Source organism: Brevibacterium sediminis, assembly GCF_024895295.1.
In the GTDB taxonomy this organism is placed as follows: domain Bacteria; phylum Actinomycetota; class Actinomycetes; order Actinomycetales; family Brevibacteriaceae; genus Brevibacterium; species Brevibacterium sediminis.
This window is the reverse complement of record NZ_JAHQRN010000002.1, coordinates 344,922-362,206: the sequence shown is the minus strand read 5'-3', so window position 1 is coordinate 362,206 and position 17,285 is coordinate 344,922. Positions and strand designations below refer to the sequence as shown.

Annotated in this window: 11 protein-coding genes; 1 reads left to right on the top strand and 10 read right to left on the bottom strand. The window is 65.2% G+C overall.

The features are described 5' to 3' along the window. Window position 1: 1 nt before the first annotated feature. Window positions 2-3,277: a bifunctional lysylphosphatidylglycerol synthetase/lysine--tRNA ligase LysX gene (gene lysX, locus KTJ89_RS05990; RefSeq protein WP_259357072.1), complete on the bottom strand. Its 3,276-nt coding sequence runs from the start codon at window positions 3,275-3,277 to the stop codon at window positions 2-4. Between the two features lie 121 nt (window positions 3,278-3,398). Between lysX and KTJ89_RS05985 the strand changes: the two genes are divergently transcribed. After that, on the top strand, window positions 3,399-4,040 hold the full coding sequence (locus KTJ89_RS05985) for a VOC family protein (protein WP_139468664.1): 642 nt from the start codon (window positions 3,399-3,401) through the stop codon (window positions 4,038-4,040). Between the two features lie 89 nt (window positions 4,041-4,129). On the opposite strand, the gene KTJ89_RS05980 is transcribed toward KTJ89_RS05985, so the two are convergent. From KTJ89_RS05980 to KTJ89_RS05940, 9 genes are all read right to left on the bottom strand, one after another. Then, window positions 4,130-6,670: a PhoX family protein gene (locus tag KTJ89_RS05980; RefSeq protein WP_310650275.1), complete on the bottom strand. Its 2,541-nt coding sequence runs from the start codon at window positions 6,668-6,670 to the stop codon at window positions 4,130-4,132. Window positions 6,671-6,876: 206 nt separating this feature from the next. Beyond that, window positions 6,877-7,638 carry a CPBP family intramembrane glutamic endopeptidase gene (locus KTJ89_RS05975; RefSeq protein ID WP_259357071.1) on the bottom strand — a complete coding sequence of 254 codons (762 nt, stop codon included), beginning with the start codon at window positions 7,636-7,638 and terminating at the stop codon, window positions 6,877-6,879. A 24-nt stretch (window positions 7,639-7,662) separates the two neighbouring features. Next, window positions 7,663-11,616 (bottom strand): efflux RND transporter permease subunit, encoded by a 3,954-nt coding sequence (locus tag KTJ89_RS05970; RefSeq protein WP_259357070.1) that lies wholly within the window; start codon window positions 11,614-11,616, stop codon window positions 7,663-7,665. 213 nt (window positions 11,617-11,829) lie between these two features. Beyond that, on the bottom strand, window positions 11,830-13,083 hold the full coding sequence (locus KTJ89_RS05965) for an MFS transporter (RefSeq protein ID WP_181270903.1): 1,254 nt from the start codon (window positions 13,081-13,083) through the stop codon (window positions 11,830-11,832). Further along, the gene (locus tag KTJ89_RS05960) at window positions 13,080-13,967 is read right to left on the bottom strand and encodes a nitroreductase family protein (protein ID WP_259357069.1); all 888 of its coding nucleotides are present in this window, start codon (window positions 13,965-13,967) and stop codon (window positions 13,080-13,082) included. The genes KTJ89_RS05965 and KTJ89_RS05960 overlap by 4 nt, the downstream gene beginning before the upstream one ends. Then, on the bottom strand, window positions 13,955-14,485 hold the full coding sequence (gene msrA, locus KTJ89_RS05955; RefSeq protein ID WP_139468669.1) for a peptide-methionine (S)-S-oxide reductase MsrA: 531 nt from the start codon (window positions 14,483-14,485) through the stop codon (window positions 13,955-13,957). The genes KTJ89_RS05960 and msrA overlap by 13 nt, the downstream gene beginning before the upstream one ends. A 51-nt stretch (window positions 14,486-14,536) precedes the next feature. Beyond that, window positions 14,537-15,712, bottom strand: coding sequence for a hypothetical protein (locus KTJ89_RS05950; RefSeq protein WP_259357068.1), 1,176 nt, complete (start codon window positions 15,710-15,712; stop codon window positions 14,537-14,539). An 87-nt stretch (window positions 15,713-15,799) separates the two neighbouring features. Continuing rightward, window positions 15,800-16,465, bottom strand: coding sequence for a peptide deformylase (locus KTJ89_RS05945; protein WP_259357067.1), 666 nt, complete (start codon window positions 16,463-16,465; stop codon window positions 15,800-15,802). A 13-nt stretch (window positions 16,466-16,478) separates the two neighbouring features. After that, window positions 16,479-17,282 (bottom strand): HpcH/HpaI aldolase/citrate lyase family protein, encoded by an 804-nt coding sequence (locus KTJ89_RS05940; protein WP_139468672.1) that lies wholly within the window; start codon window positions 17,280-17,282, stop codon window positions 16,479-16,481. Between the last annotated feature and the right edge of the window lie 3 nt (window positions 17,283-17,285).

Sequence of the window (17,285 nt, the reverse complement as noted above, 5' to 3'; positions counted from 1 at the left end):
CTCAATATCCTTTCGGCTTGGCCAAGGGGAAGGCGATGGTCGAGCGGATCGACTGATTCGTCAGCAGCATGACGAGTCGGTCGAGTCCCATTCCCATGCCACCGGCCGGGGGCATTCCGTGTTCGAGGGCGAGGAGGAAGTCTTCGTCGAGCGCCATCGCCTCCGGATCGCCTCCGGCTGCGGCCAGTGACTGTGCGGTCAACCGCTGACGCTGGATCACCGGGTCGACGAGTTCGGAATATGCGGTTCCGATCTCGGAGCCGAAGATGATGAGGTCCCATTTCTCAGCGAGCATCGGGTTGCGGCGATGCTGCCTGGTCAGCGGCGAGGTCTCGGCCGGGAAGTCCGTGTAGAAGGTCGGAGCGATGTTCGATGACTCGGCGACCTGCTCATATATCTTCTGCAACAGAGTCCCCCATCCCCAGTTCGGACGCGGTTCGAGCCCCACCGCCCGGGCGTGGGACCGCATCGTCTCGACGTCGGTGGCTGTGGACACCTCGATCCCCAGTTTGTCCGAGACGACCTCGGTCAGAGAGACCGTCGTCCAGTCGTCGGCGAGATCGACCTCGTGTTCGACGCCGTCAACGGTTCCTCGCACCACGGTGGTGCCCAGAGATGCTTCGGCGGCGGTGACGATGAGAGTGCGTGTGAGTTCGCGCATGGTCGAATAGTCGCCGCCGGCCTGATAGGCCTCGAGCATCGAGAACTCGGGATTGTGAGTGGCGTCGACTCCCTCGTTGCGGAAGTTGCGTCCGATCTCGAAGACGCGGTCGAACCCGCCCACGAGGAGCCGCTTGAGATACAGCTCGGGTGCGATGCGCAGGAACAAGTCGAGGTGGTAGGCGTTGATGTGCGTCTGGAACGGTCGGGCATTGGCTCCTCCGTGCACCGTCTGCAGGATCGGCGTCTCCACCTCGAGGAAGTTCCGGCTCTGCAGGGTCTCACGGAGCGAACGGAAGGCGTTCGCTCGGGCGACCATGACGTCGCGTGCAGAAGTGTTGAGGGTGAAGTCGAGGTAGCGTCGGCGGACCTTCGTCTCCGGGTCGCGCACACCCTGTCGGAGGCTGGGCCACGGCTGCAGCGACTTCGCGGCCATCGACCAGTCAACAACGAGGAAGGACTCCGTGCCGGTTCGGGAGCGACCGGGAGTTCCTGTCACGTCGATGCGATCTCCTCGGGCGACCCAGCGGTGCAGTCTTGCGAACGACTCCGAGTCCATTGCCTGCCGTTCGATGAGCAGCTGAGTGCCACGGCCTTCCGAAAGCAGATCGATGAAGACGACTCCACCGTGGTCGCGGACGCTGAGCACACGCCCGCTGAGCGCCGTGACCTTCGCTTCGGCGGGATAGGGCTCCACTCCGGCCGCGAGCATCGACTCACGCACTCTGAGCCGGTACCCGACTTGATCGGATACGCGTTTCGGCGCCGCGTTCGGTTCGTTTGCGGGCGGGACGGTCAGCAGCTCCGCGGCTTCCTCCCGGCTGTAGAGAGGCTGGCCGACTGGGCCGGAACCGAAGATCGACGGCGGCGTGAGAAACCCCTCGGCGATGCTGACAGCCAGGCCGATGCGGGCGAGATACGAGCTGTCGGGATAGCAGAGCATCCGCGGCACCCATTCGGGATGGTACTTCTCGTTCGAGCGGTAGAGCGATTCGAGCTGCCAGAACCGTGAGGCGAAGAGCAGGACATTTCGCCATAGCCTCTTAACCGGTCCTGCTCCGAGTTCCCTGCCCTGCTCGAACGCGGAGCGGAAGACTGCGAAGTTCAACGACACAGAGGCGATGCCGATCTCACTTGCTTCGGTCATGAGACCGGCGACCATGAACTCGGTGACCCCGTTCTCGGCCAAAGGGTGCCTCCGCATGAGGTCGAGGGAGACTCCATTGTCTCCCCACGGCACGAAGCTGAGCAGTCCTGCGGTGGTACGCGCGTGAGTGGTGTCGCCGTCGGGGAAGAGAGCCTCGACGACGAGACACTGGCCATCGGCACCGTCGCCGAAGCGCCCGAGTGCCATGGAGAATCCGCGTTCGGTCTCCCCCGCGCGCCAATCTTCGGCGAAGTCGGCCAGGGCGGCGAGCTCGTCGATGGAGATCTCCGATTGACGTCGGATCCGGACGGCGTATCCGGCGGCGGTGAGTTTGGCGACTGAGCGGTTGACCTCTGGCAGCGACCGCAGGGAGAAGTCGCGACTGTGGAGCACGGCCTCGTCTCCGACGAGAAGGACGCGCAGCCCGGCGGCCTGATACGCCTGAGCGCCCTGTCTGCTGGCGGCGAGAACCGCCGGAATCCAGCCATAGGACCTCGCGTGGGAGACGAATTCACGGGCCGCTTCGTTCCACCGGGAGTGCGGGCCGATCGGGTCTCCGGCGACGAGGCACACGCCTTTCTCCACGCGGTAGCTCACGATGCAGCCGCCGGTGAAGAGGGCGGAACGGTCGCGACGGGTGCCGAAGTAGCCGAGGGAATCCGAGTGCTCGGCGGCGAGAAGGCCGCGGATCGACTTCTCCTCAGCGAAGCCGATCCGTTCGGTCTGCCGCTGCGAGCGCAGCAGCGTCCAGAAGGCGACGATGATCACTGCGCCGGAGCAGAAGCCGAACAAAGTCAGCATCCAACTCGATTCGGTCTCCTCCCGCAGCCCGAAGAGCTCAGCCAGGATCTGTTTGGCTTGGACCGTATTCAGGCCTCCGATGACGTACTGGATCGTGAGCACGAGTGCACAGGCGATGACGATTCCGACGATGAGGATGAGGAGGGCCTTGAGGAATCCGCGCGGCTGGGTCTTCGCCGTGTAGTGCCGGCGGTGACGGACGAGTTCGATGAGGGTGAACAGCGGCAGCACGGAACCAGTGGCGAAGTCCCAGGTGAGCAGCCTCGGGTCGACGAGGGCGTAGAGCACCGCGATCAATCCGAGGGCGAGGAGAACGAGCGCGATGAGGACGAGGAAACTCCACCAGGCGACTCGCTTTCCGATTGCGAGCGCCCCCGCGAGGATGACGAGCACCACGGAGGACACGAAGTCGACCGGTGTGATCGGTACCAGCCAGGTCCAGACCCAGTTCAGCGCCGCATCCGCCCAGCCGCCTGTCGGAACCACGAGGTGGGTGAGCATGAGGAGAGCGAGCAGGGTGAGCACCCGCGGCAGCCACCGGACGAAGAACGTCGATCGACGTGGATTCGCGCCGACATCGGAGGTCCTGCTTCCGGAGGCGACCTGCTTCGCCGTGTAGGTGTGTGGACGAGCGCCGTGGGGGACGGGGATGCGCGCGGAGGGGTCCATGGACGAATAGTGCCACAGGAGGCTGATCTCCACTGTCAGGCACTGCAATCAGTGACATCGGTCACGATTTCTTAGGTAAGCCTAAGGGGCAGTGTGAGCCAGGTTATGCGATTGTCGAGTCATGAAACTCGATCATGTGTCATACGCCAGTGAACCTGACGGCTATCGTGCGACCGCCGAGCGGATCGCGGAGAAGCTCGGAGTGGCTCCCTACGACGGCGGTGTGCATCCTCGATTCGGCACCAGAAACCTCATCTTCCCCCTAGCGAACGGCCATTACCTCGAAGTCGTGGAAGCCTTGGAGCATCCGGCCGCTCTCTCGACGCCCTTCGGTCAGGCGGTCCGGGCTCGTTCCGAGCTCGGCGGCGGCTGGATGGGCTGGTGCGTCTCGGTCGACGATCTCACCGCAGTCGAAACTCGCCTCGAGCGCAAGGCTGTCGATGGAAACCGCACGCCGGAGTCCGGTTTGGAACTTCGGTGGCTGCAGATCGGTGTCAAGGGGCTCATCGCCGATCCCCAGCTGCCGTTCTTCATCAAGTGGTCCGCCGACTCCTCGCAGCACCCGTCGACGTACAAGACGAATCAGGGCGTCGACATCGACACCCTGCAGATCGCCGGGGACCGCGATCGTCTGCGCGATTGGCTGGGCACTCAGGATGCCAAGCCGATCTCTGAGATCAACATCGACTGGTCCGCACCTCACGGGACGCCGGGCATCATGTCGGTGAGCTTCAACACGGAGAACGGCCCCGTCACCATCTGAGCACATCAGAGTCCGCATACTCTGCGGAGTCGAAGAAGGCCAGAGGCAGTGTCGCCTCTGGCCTTCTTCAGCTTATGGTCCTGGAGTCATCAGTCGCCCTGGAACTCCGTCGGCGAGTCCTGCTCGCCTTCCGTCCCGTCTGCGTTCTTCCGACGCAGATGAGCGGCCGTGGCCATCGCACCGCCGACGGCGAGGAGACCTGCTCCGCCGCCGAGCAGCGGCAGAGTGCTGTCAGTACCGGTCCACGGCAGTTCACCGCCGTCCGACCCGGACCCGCCTGAACCGGACCCACCTGAACCCGAGCCGCCGTTCGAAGAACCGCCGCCCGAGCCGGATCCGCCGGAGCCGCCTGAACCTGAGCCGCCGTCGCTTCCGGCGCTCGCGGCCGCACCAGCTGCCGCGGCATCCTTCGCACCGTCCTGCGACCCGGCAGTCGATCCGGAGCTGTCGGCATCCGTTCCGGTCCTGTCACCCTTGGCGTCGGTGTCCTCACCCGTTCCGGCACCATCTGAGCTGCCGTTCTCATCCGAGTCCTTGGCCCCTTCATCTGTGCCGTCGGCGTCGGAGTCCTGGTCCTTCGGCGGTTCAGTCGGATCCGGTGCCGATCCGCCGTCGCCCTTGATGACCTGCACGACCGTGGGCCGCGGCATCGCGGCCACTCCCTTATCGACATCGGTCGCGTCGACATAGTCGGGGAACTGCGAGTGCTGATCGGCATAGGAGCCGTCCTCACCTGGGTGCTGGACCGCAACGAAAGCTGACTCATACTCGTCGTGGACGAGTGGTCCGCAGACCTCGGCTTCGCGAGGCACGGACAGGAACTGTTCGACCCGACCGCGCTGGTCACCGTCGATCGTGACCTTGAACAGCCCGTCGCAGTAGCCGATGCCGTCGGGAGCACCGTCGGTGGAGATCCACAGGTTTCCGGCGGTGTCGAAGGCGACATTGTCCGGGCAGGAGATCGGTGAGACCTGATCGGCGGGGAAGCCGGAGAAGTAGGTGGCGTCGCCCTGCTTCGGATCTCCGCAGACCAACAGCAGCGTCCAGTCGAATTCGGTGCCCGTATGGTCGCCGGAGCGCTCGGTGATCTCGACGATGTGCCCGTCGCGGTTCTCCGTGCGCGGATTGGCCTCATCTGCGGCGGCCTTCCCGTCGGTGCCGCGGTCGGAGTTGTTCGTGCAGGCGACGTAGATTCGGCCGTTGACCGGGTTCGGTTCGACGTCTTCGCAGCGGTCCATCTTCGTCGGTCCGACCTTGTCGGCGGCCAGACGGGTGTTGACGAGGACCTCTTCGACGGAGAATCCTGACACCTGCGACTTGCCGTCCTTGACCAGCGGAAGCCACTGTCCGCTGCCGTCGAACTCGCCGTCGGCGGGAACCTCACCGCTGCCGTCGATCTCGGACTTCGGTGAGTTGCCGGTGAACTTCGCGACGTAGAGGTCGCCGTCGGTCAGCAGCGTCTTGTTGTGTTCGCGATCGCCCTCGACGTAGGTGTCCTTCGAGACGAACTTGTAGAGGTAGTCGAACTTCTCATCGTCTCCCATATAGGCCACGGCGTGGCCCGAATCGGAGATCGTGATGTTCGCCCCTTCGTGTTTGAAGCGGCCCATGTTCGTGTGCTTATGAGGGGTGGATTTCGGGTCCCAGGGGTCGACTTCGACGATCCAGCCGAAGCGATTCGCTTCGTTCGCGTAGCCCGGGTTGTTCGTATCGAATCGGTCGACATCGGCTTCCCACCCGTTGGCCGAATCTTCGCTGTCGAGACCGTAGCGCTTATCGGCCGCCGAGGTGCCCTGCGCCTTGAAGTACGAGTTGAAGTTCTCCTCACCGGACACCAGAGTGCCCCAGGGCGTGAGCCCGCCCGAGCAGTTGCCGAGAGTGCCCTGCGCCTTGTCACCGTTCGGGTAGTCCTTCGTCCGCAGCAGATCGGAACCGGCAGCGGGACCGGTGAACTCGTACTCGGTGTCGATGAGGAACCGGCGGTTCTTCTTTCCGTTGACATCGATCGTCCACGTCGACTTCTCGTCCGTGCGGATGAGTTCGGCAACGGTCAGTCCGTGGGCTTCGCGACTGATCGCCCGCTGATCGGCTCCGTCCATGTCCTCGGGGTACATGATGGCGTCGTTCGTGTATTCCTGGTTGGCGAAGAGCACGGCCCGGTTGGAGTCATCGGGGTCGATCTGGATGGACAGGAAGTCGTTGTTGTAGCCGAACTGGCGGCGCTGCGCCTCTGGGCTCTGATTCTCCGGGTCGAATTTCGGAGAGTCGGGGAACAAGGGGTCTCCCCAGCGGACGATCGGATGCCAGGAGTAGCCTTCGGGGACGACGAATTCGTCGACCTCATGCTGGACCGGGTCGATGGCGGTGAAGGCCAGACTGCCTGCGGTGGCTGCTGCGGCAGAGCGTGCGGTCGGACTCGGTGCGGTGGTCACTGCGATGGCCAAGGCACCTGCAGCCGAGGCACCGAGAACCGCGCGACGGCTGAGCTTCGCATTGACGATATCGCGGAAATACCCATTTGCCGATGTGTTGCAGGTGGCCTTGAGGCAGGCGTTGTCGCACTTCAGTGCGCACGTGACGGGGCTGCGCTTGCCACGCACATGGTCGGCCATCGGCAGAAAGGTTCGCATCGATTCTCTCCTTGTATCGGGTATCTTCCCAGTCCGGGGCCCACCCGGTACAGAGGGCGGAACCGGAAGGACTCACCCGATCGAGACTGTCACCGGCAAGCGGCCCTGGAACTACCCGTCGGTGAATCAGAGGTGAACCCGGAGGGAGGAATGAGTGTCCCGTTCGCCTGTCCCAACCTCGCCTGTCCCGACCTCGCCTGCAGCACTCAGCCGAAGTCGACGAGGGCGAGCACTCCCGGGGCGAGGAATCCGACGGCGTCGATGATGACATGCGCCCACACCAGCGGCATGAGTCTGCCCTTGCGCAGGAAGTACCAGCCGAAGATGATGCCCATGGCGACGTTGCCGATGAACGGGCCGATGCCCTGGTAGAGGTGGTAGCTGGCGCGGAACATCGCCAGGGAGATGATGATCGGCCAGGATCCGAAGCCCAGCTGCCGCAGTCGCAGCGCCCCGAAGCCGAAGATGAGCACCTCTTCGAGGATTCCGTTCTTCGCGGCCGAGAGCAGCAGCACGGGAATCGTCCACCAATGATCGCCGAGGTTGGACGGCTGGATCTCGGCAGTGATCCCCAGTGCCCTGCCGCCCGCGTACACCCCGAGGGTGCCGATGCCGATTACGAGGAAGATGAGTACACCGTGACCGAGGTCGCGCAGTCGGTGCCCGTCGACTCCGAGCCTGATCGGCAGCGGCTGGGCCGGTCGGTCTCGACTGAGCAGGTAGATCGCGAGGGCGACGGGCACGAGGGTGAAGCCGATGTCGAGAAGCTGGTAGATCAGGTCGAAGGCCGGCCGGGGCGAGATCGAGGTGTTGAGCTTGGCCTGGGCGTCGCTGATCGGTCCGCGCGTGGCGATGTCTGCCAGACGGACGATCGCATAGACGGATGCCTGCCCCAGGGACAGGGCCGCAATGAGACCGAGCTCGAACCACAGGCGCTTTCTCTCCTGTGGTTCGAGCTCGGTCGTCATGGACTCAACTCTAGCCGGGACGGGTCAGTGTTTGGGTTCGCCGTCCCCGTCATCACGACGCGGCTGCTGGCTGCGCAGGGTGAAGTCCGTTCCCGGCCCATCGCCCCGGATCCCGTCGTCGTCACGTCCGTCGCTGCCGGTCGGTTCGTCGTCGCGGCGGTCACCGAGGCGGTCGGCGTCCGTCGATTCGTCCGACGCCGAGGCGGCCCTGCCCGAATCCGCGGACGTCGAGTCCGCGGTCGGTGCGGTCGCCTCGGTGGGGGCCTCTCCTTCTGCCCGTGCCCGAGTGTCGTCGGAACCGGCGGCAGCGGCCCCGGCACCGGCAGGCACAGCGGCGGTCTCCCGCTCATGCGCCCGTGCCTCGGCTGCGTCGAGGACCTCCCCGCGAGCCATGTTCTTCACGTACTTCTTCTCGGCTCGGCGTTCCTTGACCCCTTCGAGCAGCAGGTAGAGCACGGGCACGAGGATGAGCGTGAGCAGCGTCGAGCTGACCAGTCCGCCGATGACGACGATGGCCAGCGGCTTCGAGATGAACACTCCCCCGCCGGTGAGCCCGAGGGCCATCGGCAGCAGAGCGAAGATCGTGGCGGCCGCGGTCATGAGGATCGGACGGTAACGCAGCCGGGCGCCGTGGACGATGGCCGTACGCAGATCGACCCCGCGGATTCGGAAGTGGTTGATGAGGTCGATGAGTACGATCGCATTCGTCACCACGATGCCGATGAGCATGAGCAGTCCGATCATCGACGTCAGCCCCAGCGGAGTGTCGGTGATGAGCGAGAGCGCAACCGAACCGGTGGCCGCGAACGGGATCGAGACCAGCAGGATCAGCGGCTGCAGCAGCGACTTGAACGTGGCGACCATGATGACGAACACGATGAGGATCGCCGCGAGCATCGCCAGTCCCAGCTGCGAGAACGCTTCGTTCTGCTCCTGGGTGGCACCGCCGGTGTCGACGGACACCGTATCGGGCAGGTCCACGTCGTCGAGGGCGGACTGGACCTCGGTAGACACGGCTCCGAGGTCATCGCCTTCCGGAGTCACGGACACGGTGGTCGAACGCTGCGAATCCGTGTGGCGGATCGTCGGTGCGGTCTTGACCTCCTTGACGTCGGCGACCTCATCGAGTTCGATGAATCGCGGCTCCGATGTCACGGGAGCGCCCGCGTTCGGATCGCCGCCTGTCGCACCGGCACCACCGGCCGCACCACCAGCACCGCCTGCGCCGCCGGCACCACCGGCACCACCTGCGCCACCAGCGTCGCCCGAACCTCCGGCGCCTCCGCCAGCTCCTCCGGCACCTCCGGCCGCGCCGGCGTCACCTGAGCCACCGGCACCTCCGGCCGCACCACCGGCGCCGCCTGCCGCACCTGCGCCGGCTCCTCCAGCGGGAGCCGTCTCTTCCGGCTTGCCCGGGATCTTGAGTTCGCGCAGCTTCTCCACGGTGTCGGCATTGCGATCGAAGAGCAGCACCGAATGGGAGACATCGTCGATGACGACCTCACCGATCTGCTGGCCATGCATGGCACGCTGCACATACTGGCCGATGGCCGCCTCGGTGAGGTTCTCCTCTGCGGCCTTCTCATGATCGACCTTGACTTCGATCACGGGCTGGACCGCGGCGGTATCGCTCGTCACCGACTGCGCCGACGATACGCCCTCGAGCTTGTCGCTGACCTTGTTCGTCGCGTCCTCGAGTTCTTCGGGATCGGTGGCCGTGAGTGTGACGTCGATGGTCTGCGCACCCGGGGTCGAGCTCTGGCTTGCCACCTCGACGTCGCCGGCGCCCTTGAGGCCGTCGAACTGTTTCTGCAGATCTGCGGAGATCGACTGCGCCGAGACTCCGGACTTCGTGTTGACGATATAGGTGCCCGTCAGCGACGAATCGTCGGTGAAGCCGAACGACGTGCCGCCGAGCGACAACTGGTAGTTGTCGACATCGGATTCGTCGGCGAGGATGTCCTCGACCTTCTTCGCCTGTTCCGAGGCCTCATCGAGGTCGGTGCCCGGGTCGAAGGTCTGCGAGATCTGCAGTGAGTCCTGCCCGGTGTCGCCGAAGAGCTCTGTCTTCAGCTGTGGGATCATCGCTCCGGTGCCTGCGAGCACGAGCACGGCGATGAGGATCATGATGATCGGGTGCTTCGTCGAGAACCCGATGGCCGGCATATAGGTCTTCTGCAGTCGCGTCACCGGCGAATGCATTCCGGCGAGCTCGTCGACCGCTTCCGTTCCGTCTTCGGATTCGCCGTAGCGCGGTCCGCCCGCTGCCACTCCGGTCGCATCGGTTCGAGTCGTGGCACCGGCCTGTGCGGAGGCATCAGCGCGCGGGAACGATTCAACACTGTCTCGAGGACCGGTGTCCTCGGCTTCGGCACCGGCAGCGACGAGGTCGCGCTTCCTGTCGGCCTTCTTCGCTTCCTTCTTCTCTGCCCGCCACTGCGACAGCATCGACTTGCGGCTGCGACGGATCTCCGCCTTCTCCGCACGGGTGAGCTTGACCTTCGCTTCACGCTGACGCAGGAACCAGTACGCGAGGACGGGCACGATCGTCAGTGCCACGAACAGGGACGAGAGCAGGGCGATGGTCGCGGTCAGGGCGAAGGGCCGGAACATCTCTCCGGTCTGCCCGGTCACGAATGCCAGCGGCAGGAAAACGGCCACCGTGGTCAGCGTCGATGCGGTGATGGCACCGGCCACTTCGGAGACGGCGGCGAGGATGTTCGAGAACTTGTCGCCGCCGGAGGCGTGGCGTCTGCGGATCGCCTCGATGACGACGATGGAGTCGTCGACGACGCGGCCGACGGAGATCGTCAGCGCACCGAGGGTGAGCATGTTGAGGGTCTCCCCGCCCATCCACAGCCCGATCATGGCGATGAGGAGGGAGAGCGGGATGGAGATGGCGGTGATGATCGTCGCCCGCACCGAGAGCAGGAAGACGAGGATGACGAGGACCGCGAAGATCAGGCCCAGCCCACCCTCGTTGAGCAGGTCGTGGATGGACTGTTCGATGAACGGGGCCTGGTCGAACGCGGAGACGAACTCCGTGTTGTCACCCATCATCTTCTCGAGTTCGGGCAGCTTGTCGGCCACCGCGTGAGAGACGTCGACGGTGTTCGCGTCGGATTCCTTCATCACCGACACGGACAGCGAGGGTTCGCCGTTGGTGCGCGAGATCGACTCGATCGGCTCGTCGACGAGTTTGACGTCGGCGACGTCGGAGATCTGGATCGGTCCGTCCTTGCCGGAGATGACGAGGTCTTTGATCGCATCGATCGAGCGGATGCGGGTGCCGACCTCGACCGGGGCCGTGCCGTCGTCGCCCTTGAGCTCACCGGCCGAGGTGGGCACCCCGTTGGACTGGAGGATTCCGGCCACCTCGTCGAGGTTGGCTCCTTCGTCCTCGAGGTCGTCGCGGCGGATGCTGATCTCGACCTGTTTGGTCTTCGCTCCGGCGATCTGGACCTGGGAGACGCCGTCGACCTTCTTCAGCTCCGGTTCGACGATGTCTTCGAGATTCGCCGCCAGCTGGTCTTCATCGGCATCCGAGGTCACGGACAGGGCGAGCACCGGAATATCATCGGTGCCCATCATCATGACGTTCGGTTCGACCCCGTCGGGCAGGGTCGGCTGCACCTGGGAGACGGCGCGCTGCAGGGCACGGACGACGTCATCGGAGTCGTCGCCGTACTTCGTGCTCACGGTGATCTGCGAACTGCCCGCCGAGGAGGTCGAGGTCATGTCCTCGACCTCGGGCAGTGCGGTCAGCGCCCCTTCGAGTGGGTCGGTGACTTCGGATTCGACGGCCTCGGGGGTGGCTCCCTCATAGGAGGCGGTGACCGTGGCCTGTGGGTTGTCGAGGGACGGGAAGAGCTCTTGCTTGAGAGCACCGGCACCGATGACGCCGAAGATGATGGCGACGACGGAGATGAGCGCGATGAGCGCCCGGTTCTTCAGACTCAGCCGGGTCAGGAAACTCACGAGGGGGACTTTCTTTGTCGTAGACAGGGCGACGACGCAGAACGCCGACTCAACCAACCATCCTAGTGAGTGTCCCCTGAACCGCACATGAGGAAAACCTGACTTTTCGGAATCAGAATCCCGACGCGTCGCGTTTCGTGCGACAGCTCGGTGAACCGGCAACAGCTCGGTCCGTGCACCGAGCTGTTGCCGGTGCGCCGAGCTGTCGGCAGGCTATTGAACGCCGGCCGGTCGGCGGGGACGGGTCTCACGGCCGAAGAACCACAGGCCCGCGGCGACGATGCCGAGGACACCGGTGAGCAGGAACGCCCACGAGTAGTCGAAGTGATCGACGACGGCTCCGGCGATGATCGGGCCGAGGATGGCTCCGCCGTCGAGGGCCATCTGGTAGCGGGCGAGCACTCGGCCGCCCTTGCGGTCGCGGCCGATGACGTCGGCGACGGTGGCCTGCTGAGCGGGGTTGGCCAGGCCGGAGCCGATCCCGGCGATGATGGAGAAGACGAAGAACAGCCAGATCGAATCGATGAAGGCCAGCGCCGCGGTGGTCACGCCGAGGACGAACAGGCCCCATTGGATGAAGGGTTTGCGCCCGACGGTGTCGGCAAAGCGTCCGACCACCGTCACGGCCGAGGCATTGCCGATGGCGAACATGGTCAGCGCCAGTCCGGCCACTGCGGTATCGGCTTTAAGGGCCTGGATGGCGAAGAGCGGGTAGATGGCCACGCGGATGCCCATCGCCGACCAGCCTTGGACAAAGGCGGAGATGAGCGCCGACCGGTAGGCCGAATCCTTCCAGGCTTCCCGGAAGGACATGACTTCCTGCTGCTGCTTGTCCTTCTCCGCTTCCAGCCGGGCACGCCCGGATTTCGTCGAGGAGCCGAAGGATGCGGTGGAGGCGAGGAAGACGCGGACGACGATGGCGGCGATGAGCAGACCGACGGCATAGATGATGAACGGAATGCGCATCCCCCATCCGGCCATGGCACCGCCGAGGACGGGTCCGGCGATATTGCCGACGAGGAACGCCGTCGCATACGTCGACGATGCCTTCGCGCGGGCGTCGATCGGGGCGAGGCGGACGATGAGCGCCATCGCGGAGACGCTGAACATCGTCGAGCCGATGCCGCCGAGTCCGCGGAAGATCAGCAGCTGCCAGTAGTTCTGAGCGAAGGCGACGGCCGCGGTGGAGGCTGCGACGATAAGGAGACCGGTGATGTAGATGCGGCGTTCGCCGAAGGCATCGACGAGGCGCCCGGATGAGGGTGAGAACACGAACCGGAAGAATGCGAACGAGGAGACGACGATGGTTGCGGCGGTGACCCCGAAGTCGAAGCTCGCCGCGAACTGCGGCAGGACGGGTGCGATGATTCCGTAGCCCAGGGCAACGATGAAGGCCGCTGCCACGAGGACATAGATCTCCTTGGGCAGGCGGCGCGTTTCCGGAGTGTCGGTGTCGGGTGTGCTCACAGGGTATCGAGGAACTGTTCGGGCTTCGGCAGGGGGCGGGTGCTCGTGGTCAGGCGCTGTCGGTAGCGTTCGGGGACGGCTCCGATGTAGAACCAGCCCATGAGCAGTTCATGATCGTTCAGGCGGTGGAGGCGGCGGACCGGTTCGGTGTTCGTCAGGGTTCCCGAGCGCCACATGACTCCCCATCCGGCTTGCCACAGGGCGAGTTCGAGCAGGTGGCCGGCACCGGCGGCGGTGGCGTGCTGCTCCCATTCGGGAACCTTGTCATGTTCGACCGGTGAGGAGACGAGGGCGAGCAGAAGTTCGGCCCGCAGCGGCTTCGTATTGGTCTCGCCGGGTTTGCGGACGACGCCGGCGGCTTCGTCGAGGGCGTCGCCGAGGCGGTGCCGGTCGTCTCCGCGGATGATGAGGAAGCGCCAGGGGCGCAGTGACTTGTGGTCGGCGACCGAGGAGATCGATCGGATGATCTCGAGCAGGTCGGAGTCGTTCGGGGTCTCCGGGTCGACCTTTGAGATCGACCGTCGGGTGCTCAGGGCGTGGAGGACGGGATCGGCGACGATGTCGATCGACGAGGGCGCTGAGTAGTCGGGACCGCGTCGGGTGGGCGTCACGGCTGAGGTGCGGTCCGTCGCTGAGGCGGCGGCCGCCTCGGTGGGGTGAGCCCCGTCCCGCGGGGACACATCGAACTGTGCGCCCTGGATGTTCTGGGCTTCCTGCGCGGCCAGGCTCTTCGCCCATGGCCCGGTGTTGCCGTCGAGGAAGTGGGCACGGACGCGGTCTTTCGTCACATCGCAGGCCTTGCCCGAGTCCTTGGACCGTTTGCGGTCCTTGTGTTTGGACTTCTTGCATCTGTCCTTTTTATGACTGCCCATCAGCTCACCCATTCGGCGAAGGCGGTGCGGGCCTTGTGCAGTTTCGGGTCGATGATGACACGGCAGTAGCCGTTGTCCGGGTTCGCGGTGTAGAAGTCCTGGTGGACCGCCTCGGCGGGATAGAAGGTACCGAGAGGTTCGAGGGTGGTGACGATCGGATCGTCGAACAGGTTCTGCGCGGATTCGATGGCCTCGGCGAAGTGCTGCTTCTCGGTCTCGTCGCGATAGAACATGGCCGACCGGTACTGGGTGCCGACGTCGTAGCCCTGGCGGTTCAGGCTCGTGGGGTCGTGGCCGGTGAAGAACAGGCCGAGGATGACGTCTTCGGGAACGATGTCGGCGTCGAAGGTCACCTGCAGGGCTTCGGCATGGCCGGTCATCCCGGAGCAGACCTCACGGTATCCGGGGTTGTCGGTGTGTCCGCCGGTGTAGCCGGAGATCACTTCTCTCACGCCGGTGGTCCGCTGGTAGACGGCGTCGAGGCACCAGAAGCAGCCGGCGCCGAGGGTGAGGGTACGAAGATCGCTCATGCAACGTATAACGATGACGCGAGCAGGTTATTCCCGGCCCCAGCGGTACGATCAGCTGCCATCGGCGCGGAAGGTCAGCTGATCGGGGGCAGGCCACGTCGCCAGCACGGTCACATGTTCGTCCTCGTCGAGGATCTCGAAGCTGTTCGAGTAGCCCGCATAGTCTGACTCCTGTTCGAGGCCCTCGGGATGCAGCGTTCCCGGCACAGAGTCCTCGGGAAGATCCTCGGAGACCCTGAAATCTGAATCAGGCGAGCTGAACGAGATGGCGTCGAGATAGCCGTTGACGATGCTCAGACTCAGTTCCCTCTCAGCCGTCTCTCCCCCATCTTGGTCCGCGCTGTGCCTGATCCCAACGACCGGGTATGTCTGCGTTGCCGGGACCACCCGCGGGGATGATGCTGCGGGGTAGACGTGGATGCTCTCGATGTCTTCGTTCCTGATGATCTCGGCCAGCCGGTCGGGGTCCAGAATGATCGGCTCGTTTCCCGGATACTCAGCTCTCGGGTAGGTGACCCAGACGAAGAAGCGCGCGGTGTCGAGCTGCTCGGACACTGCCTCGGCGGTGGCTTGTGCGACGGGATGCGGCTGTGACAACAGGAGGTTCACCGACTCCCGGATGCGGGTGGGCAGTTCGATCTCGACCGGCGCGTAGTCGAAGTCCTCGACGTCGTCGGCCCATTTCTCGACCTTGTCGATGAGGACCGCTGTCACCGCGACGAGCCCGCCGTTGACGACGGCATTGAGACCTCGGCCGACGCCCGTCGGCAGTTTCGCATCGATAGCCTCCGCCAGCTGCTCCGTCAGCGGCCAGAGCGCCCATGAGGCCGCTCCCGCTGCTGCCGCGGTGACCGCATTGAGGAACGCCGGGGAAGTCACGCTCGCCTGTTCGTCCCACCAAGTATCCGCGGCGGCATCGCCGTCGAGTACTCCGACGTCAGAGATGTGCGCAGGAGAGGAAGCATATCGGACGGGACCGCTCCCTCTGGTGGAGAAGGCTCCGAGGAATTCGTCGATGCCGCTCGATCCGCCCACCTTGCCGAGGAAGGCCCGGGACCCGGTGAGCCAGGTCAGGCCCGCATTGGCCAGGGCGGTTCCCGCTCTCAGGCCGGTCTGGCGTTCGGCGGAGACGTCGCGGCGGCGCACCAGCGCGAGGGCGCCGGTGCCGAGTGCGGCAGCGGTACGGACGGTTCGGTGATGACGAAGGGGGATGTCGGGAAGTCGCATGTCCTTATCGAAACATGCCCGCCTGTGACGCAGATGAGAGCGGTCAACAGTCTCGGCGGTATCCGGACCGGCGACCGCGGCGGAGGTTCACATCACCATGCCCGAAGGCAAGGAGAAGCCGAGTTCTGCGGCGGCCTTCTGTGTCGAGGGCTGGTGCCAGAACTTCGCCACGGATTCGTTCGTCGCCAGGGATCGCATCTCGGCTTTGTCGAGGAAGAGGATCCCGGATAGGTGGTCGGTCTCGTGGGCGACGATGCGCGCCGACCAGCCGGAGACCTCCTCGGCGATGGGGTCGCCCTGCAGGTCTCTGCCCGTCAATGCGATGTTGCGGGGGCGGGCCACGACGGCTTGGTAGCCGGGGATCGACAGACATCCTTCATAGAAGGCGACGTCCTCGCCTCCGGCGCGTTCGCAGCCCGCGTTGAGGACCACCCTCAGCGGCATCGGCTCCCGCTGCCGGACCTTCGCGACCTCGGGATCACGGGCACCAGGATCTTCGGCGACGAACATCGACAGGCCGATGCCCACCTGCGGGGCGGCAAGGCCGACTCCCGGGGCGGCGAGCATGGTCGCTCGCATCACCTCGGCGAGCTGCTCGAGCTCGGCGTCGTCGACCTGCCCGTCGTAGGGTCGGGTGTCGGTGCGCAGGACCGGGTCCCCCGCCTCGACGATGGGCGCGGTCCCATCGCCCGCCTCGGCGGCAGCGAGGACGGCGCGGATCTGGGCGGCGATGAGCGCATCGGAGACGTTCACGAGGTGGTGTCCCTCAGTTCGCGCGGGCGACGATGAGTTCGGCGTGCTTGAGCAGCGGGGCGTCGATCATCTTGCCCTCGAAGGAGAATGCGCCCTTCTCCGTCTTCGCCAGGTCGAGCACGGACCGCGCCCAGGTCAGCTGTTCGTCGCTGGGGCGGAAGGCGTCGCGGACGACGGGCACGTGGTTGGGGTGGATGGAGACCTTGCCGGAGAACCCAGACTGTACGGCGTCTTCGGCCTCGGCTGCCAGTCCTTCGAGGTTCGGGATGTCCGCCCAGATCGAGTCGAGCGCGAACTTGCGATGGGCCCGAGCGGCGAGGAGGGTCTGACTGCGCACATGCTTGGCCACCTCCCGGTAGCCACCATCGGCCCTGCGGGAGGAGCCTCCGCCGAGGTCGGCGATGAGATCCTCCGAACCCCACATCAGCGCATAGACATTCGGCGCAGCGGCGATCTCGGCGACGTTGACGGCTCCGAGCGCGGTTTCGATGAGCGCGATGACCTGGAACCCGGACAGGATCGACACATCAGATGCAAGCTCCGCCTTCGGCAGCATCACGGCCGTGTACTCGGTGCGCGCGAGCATCTTCAGATCTTCGCCGAGGTGGCCCGAATCGTGGGAGTTCACCCGCACGACCGTGCGGGTCGGGTCGAGCGGGAAGTCGACGATGGACTCCCGTGCGGCAGCTTTGTCGGCCTCGTTGACGGCGTCTTCGAGGTCGAGGATGACGATATCCGAGCGTTCGGCTGCTTTCGTGTACCGATCGGGACGATCGCCGGGGACGAAGAGCCAGGCGGGTTTGAACTCGAGGGACATATG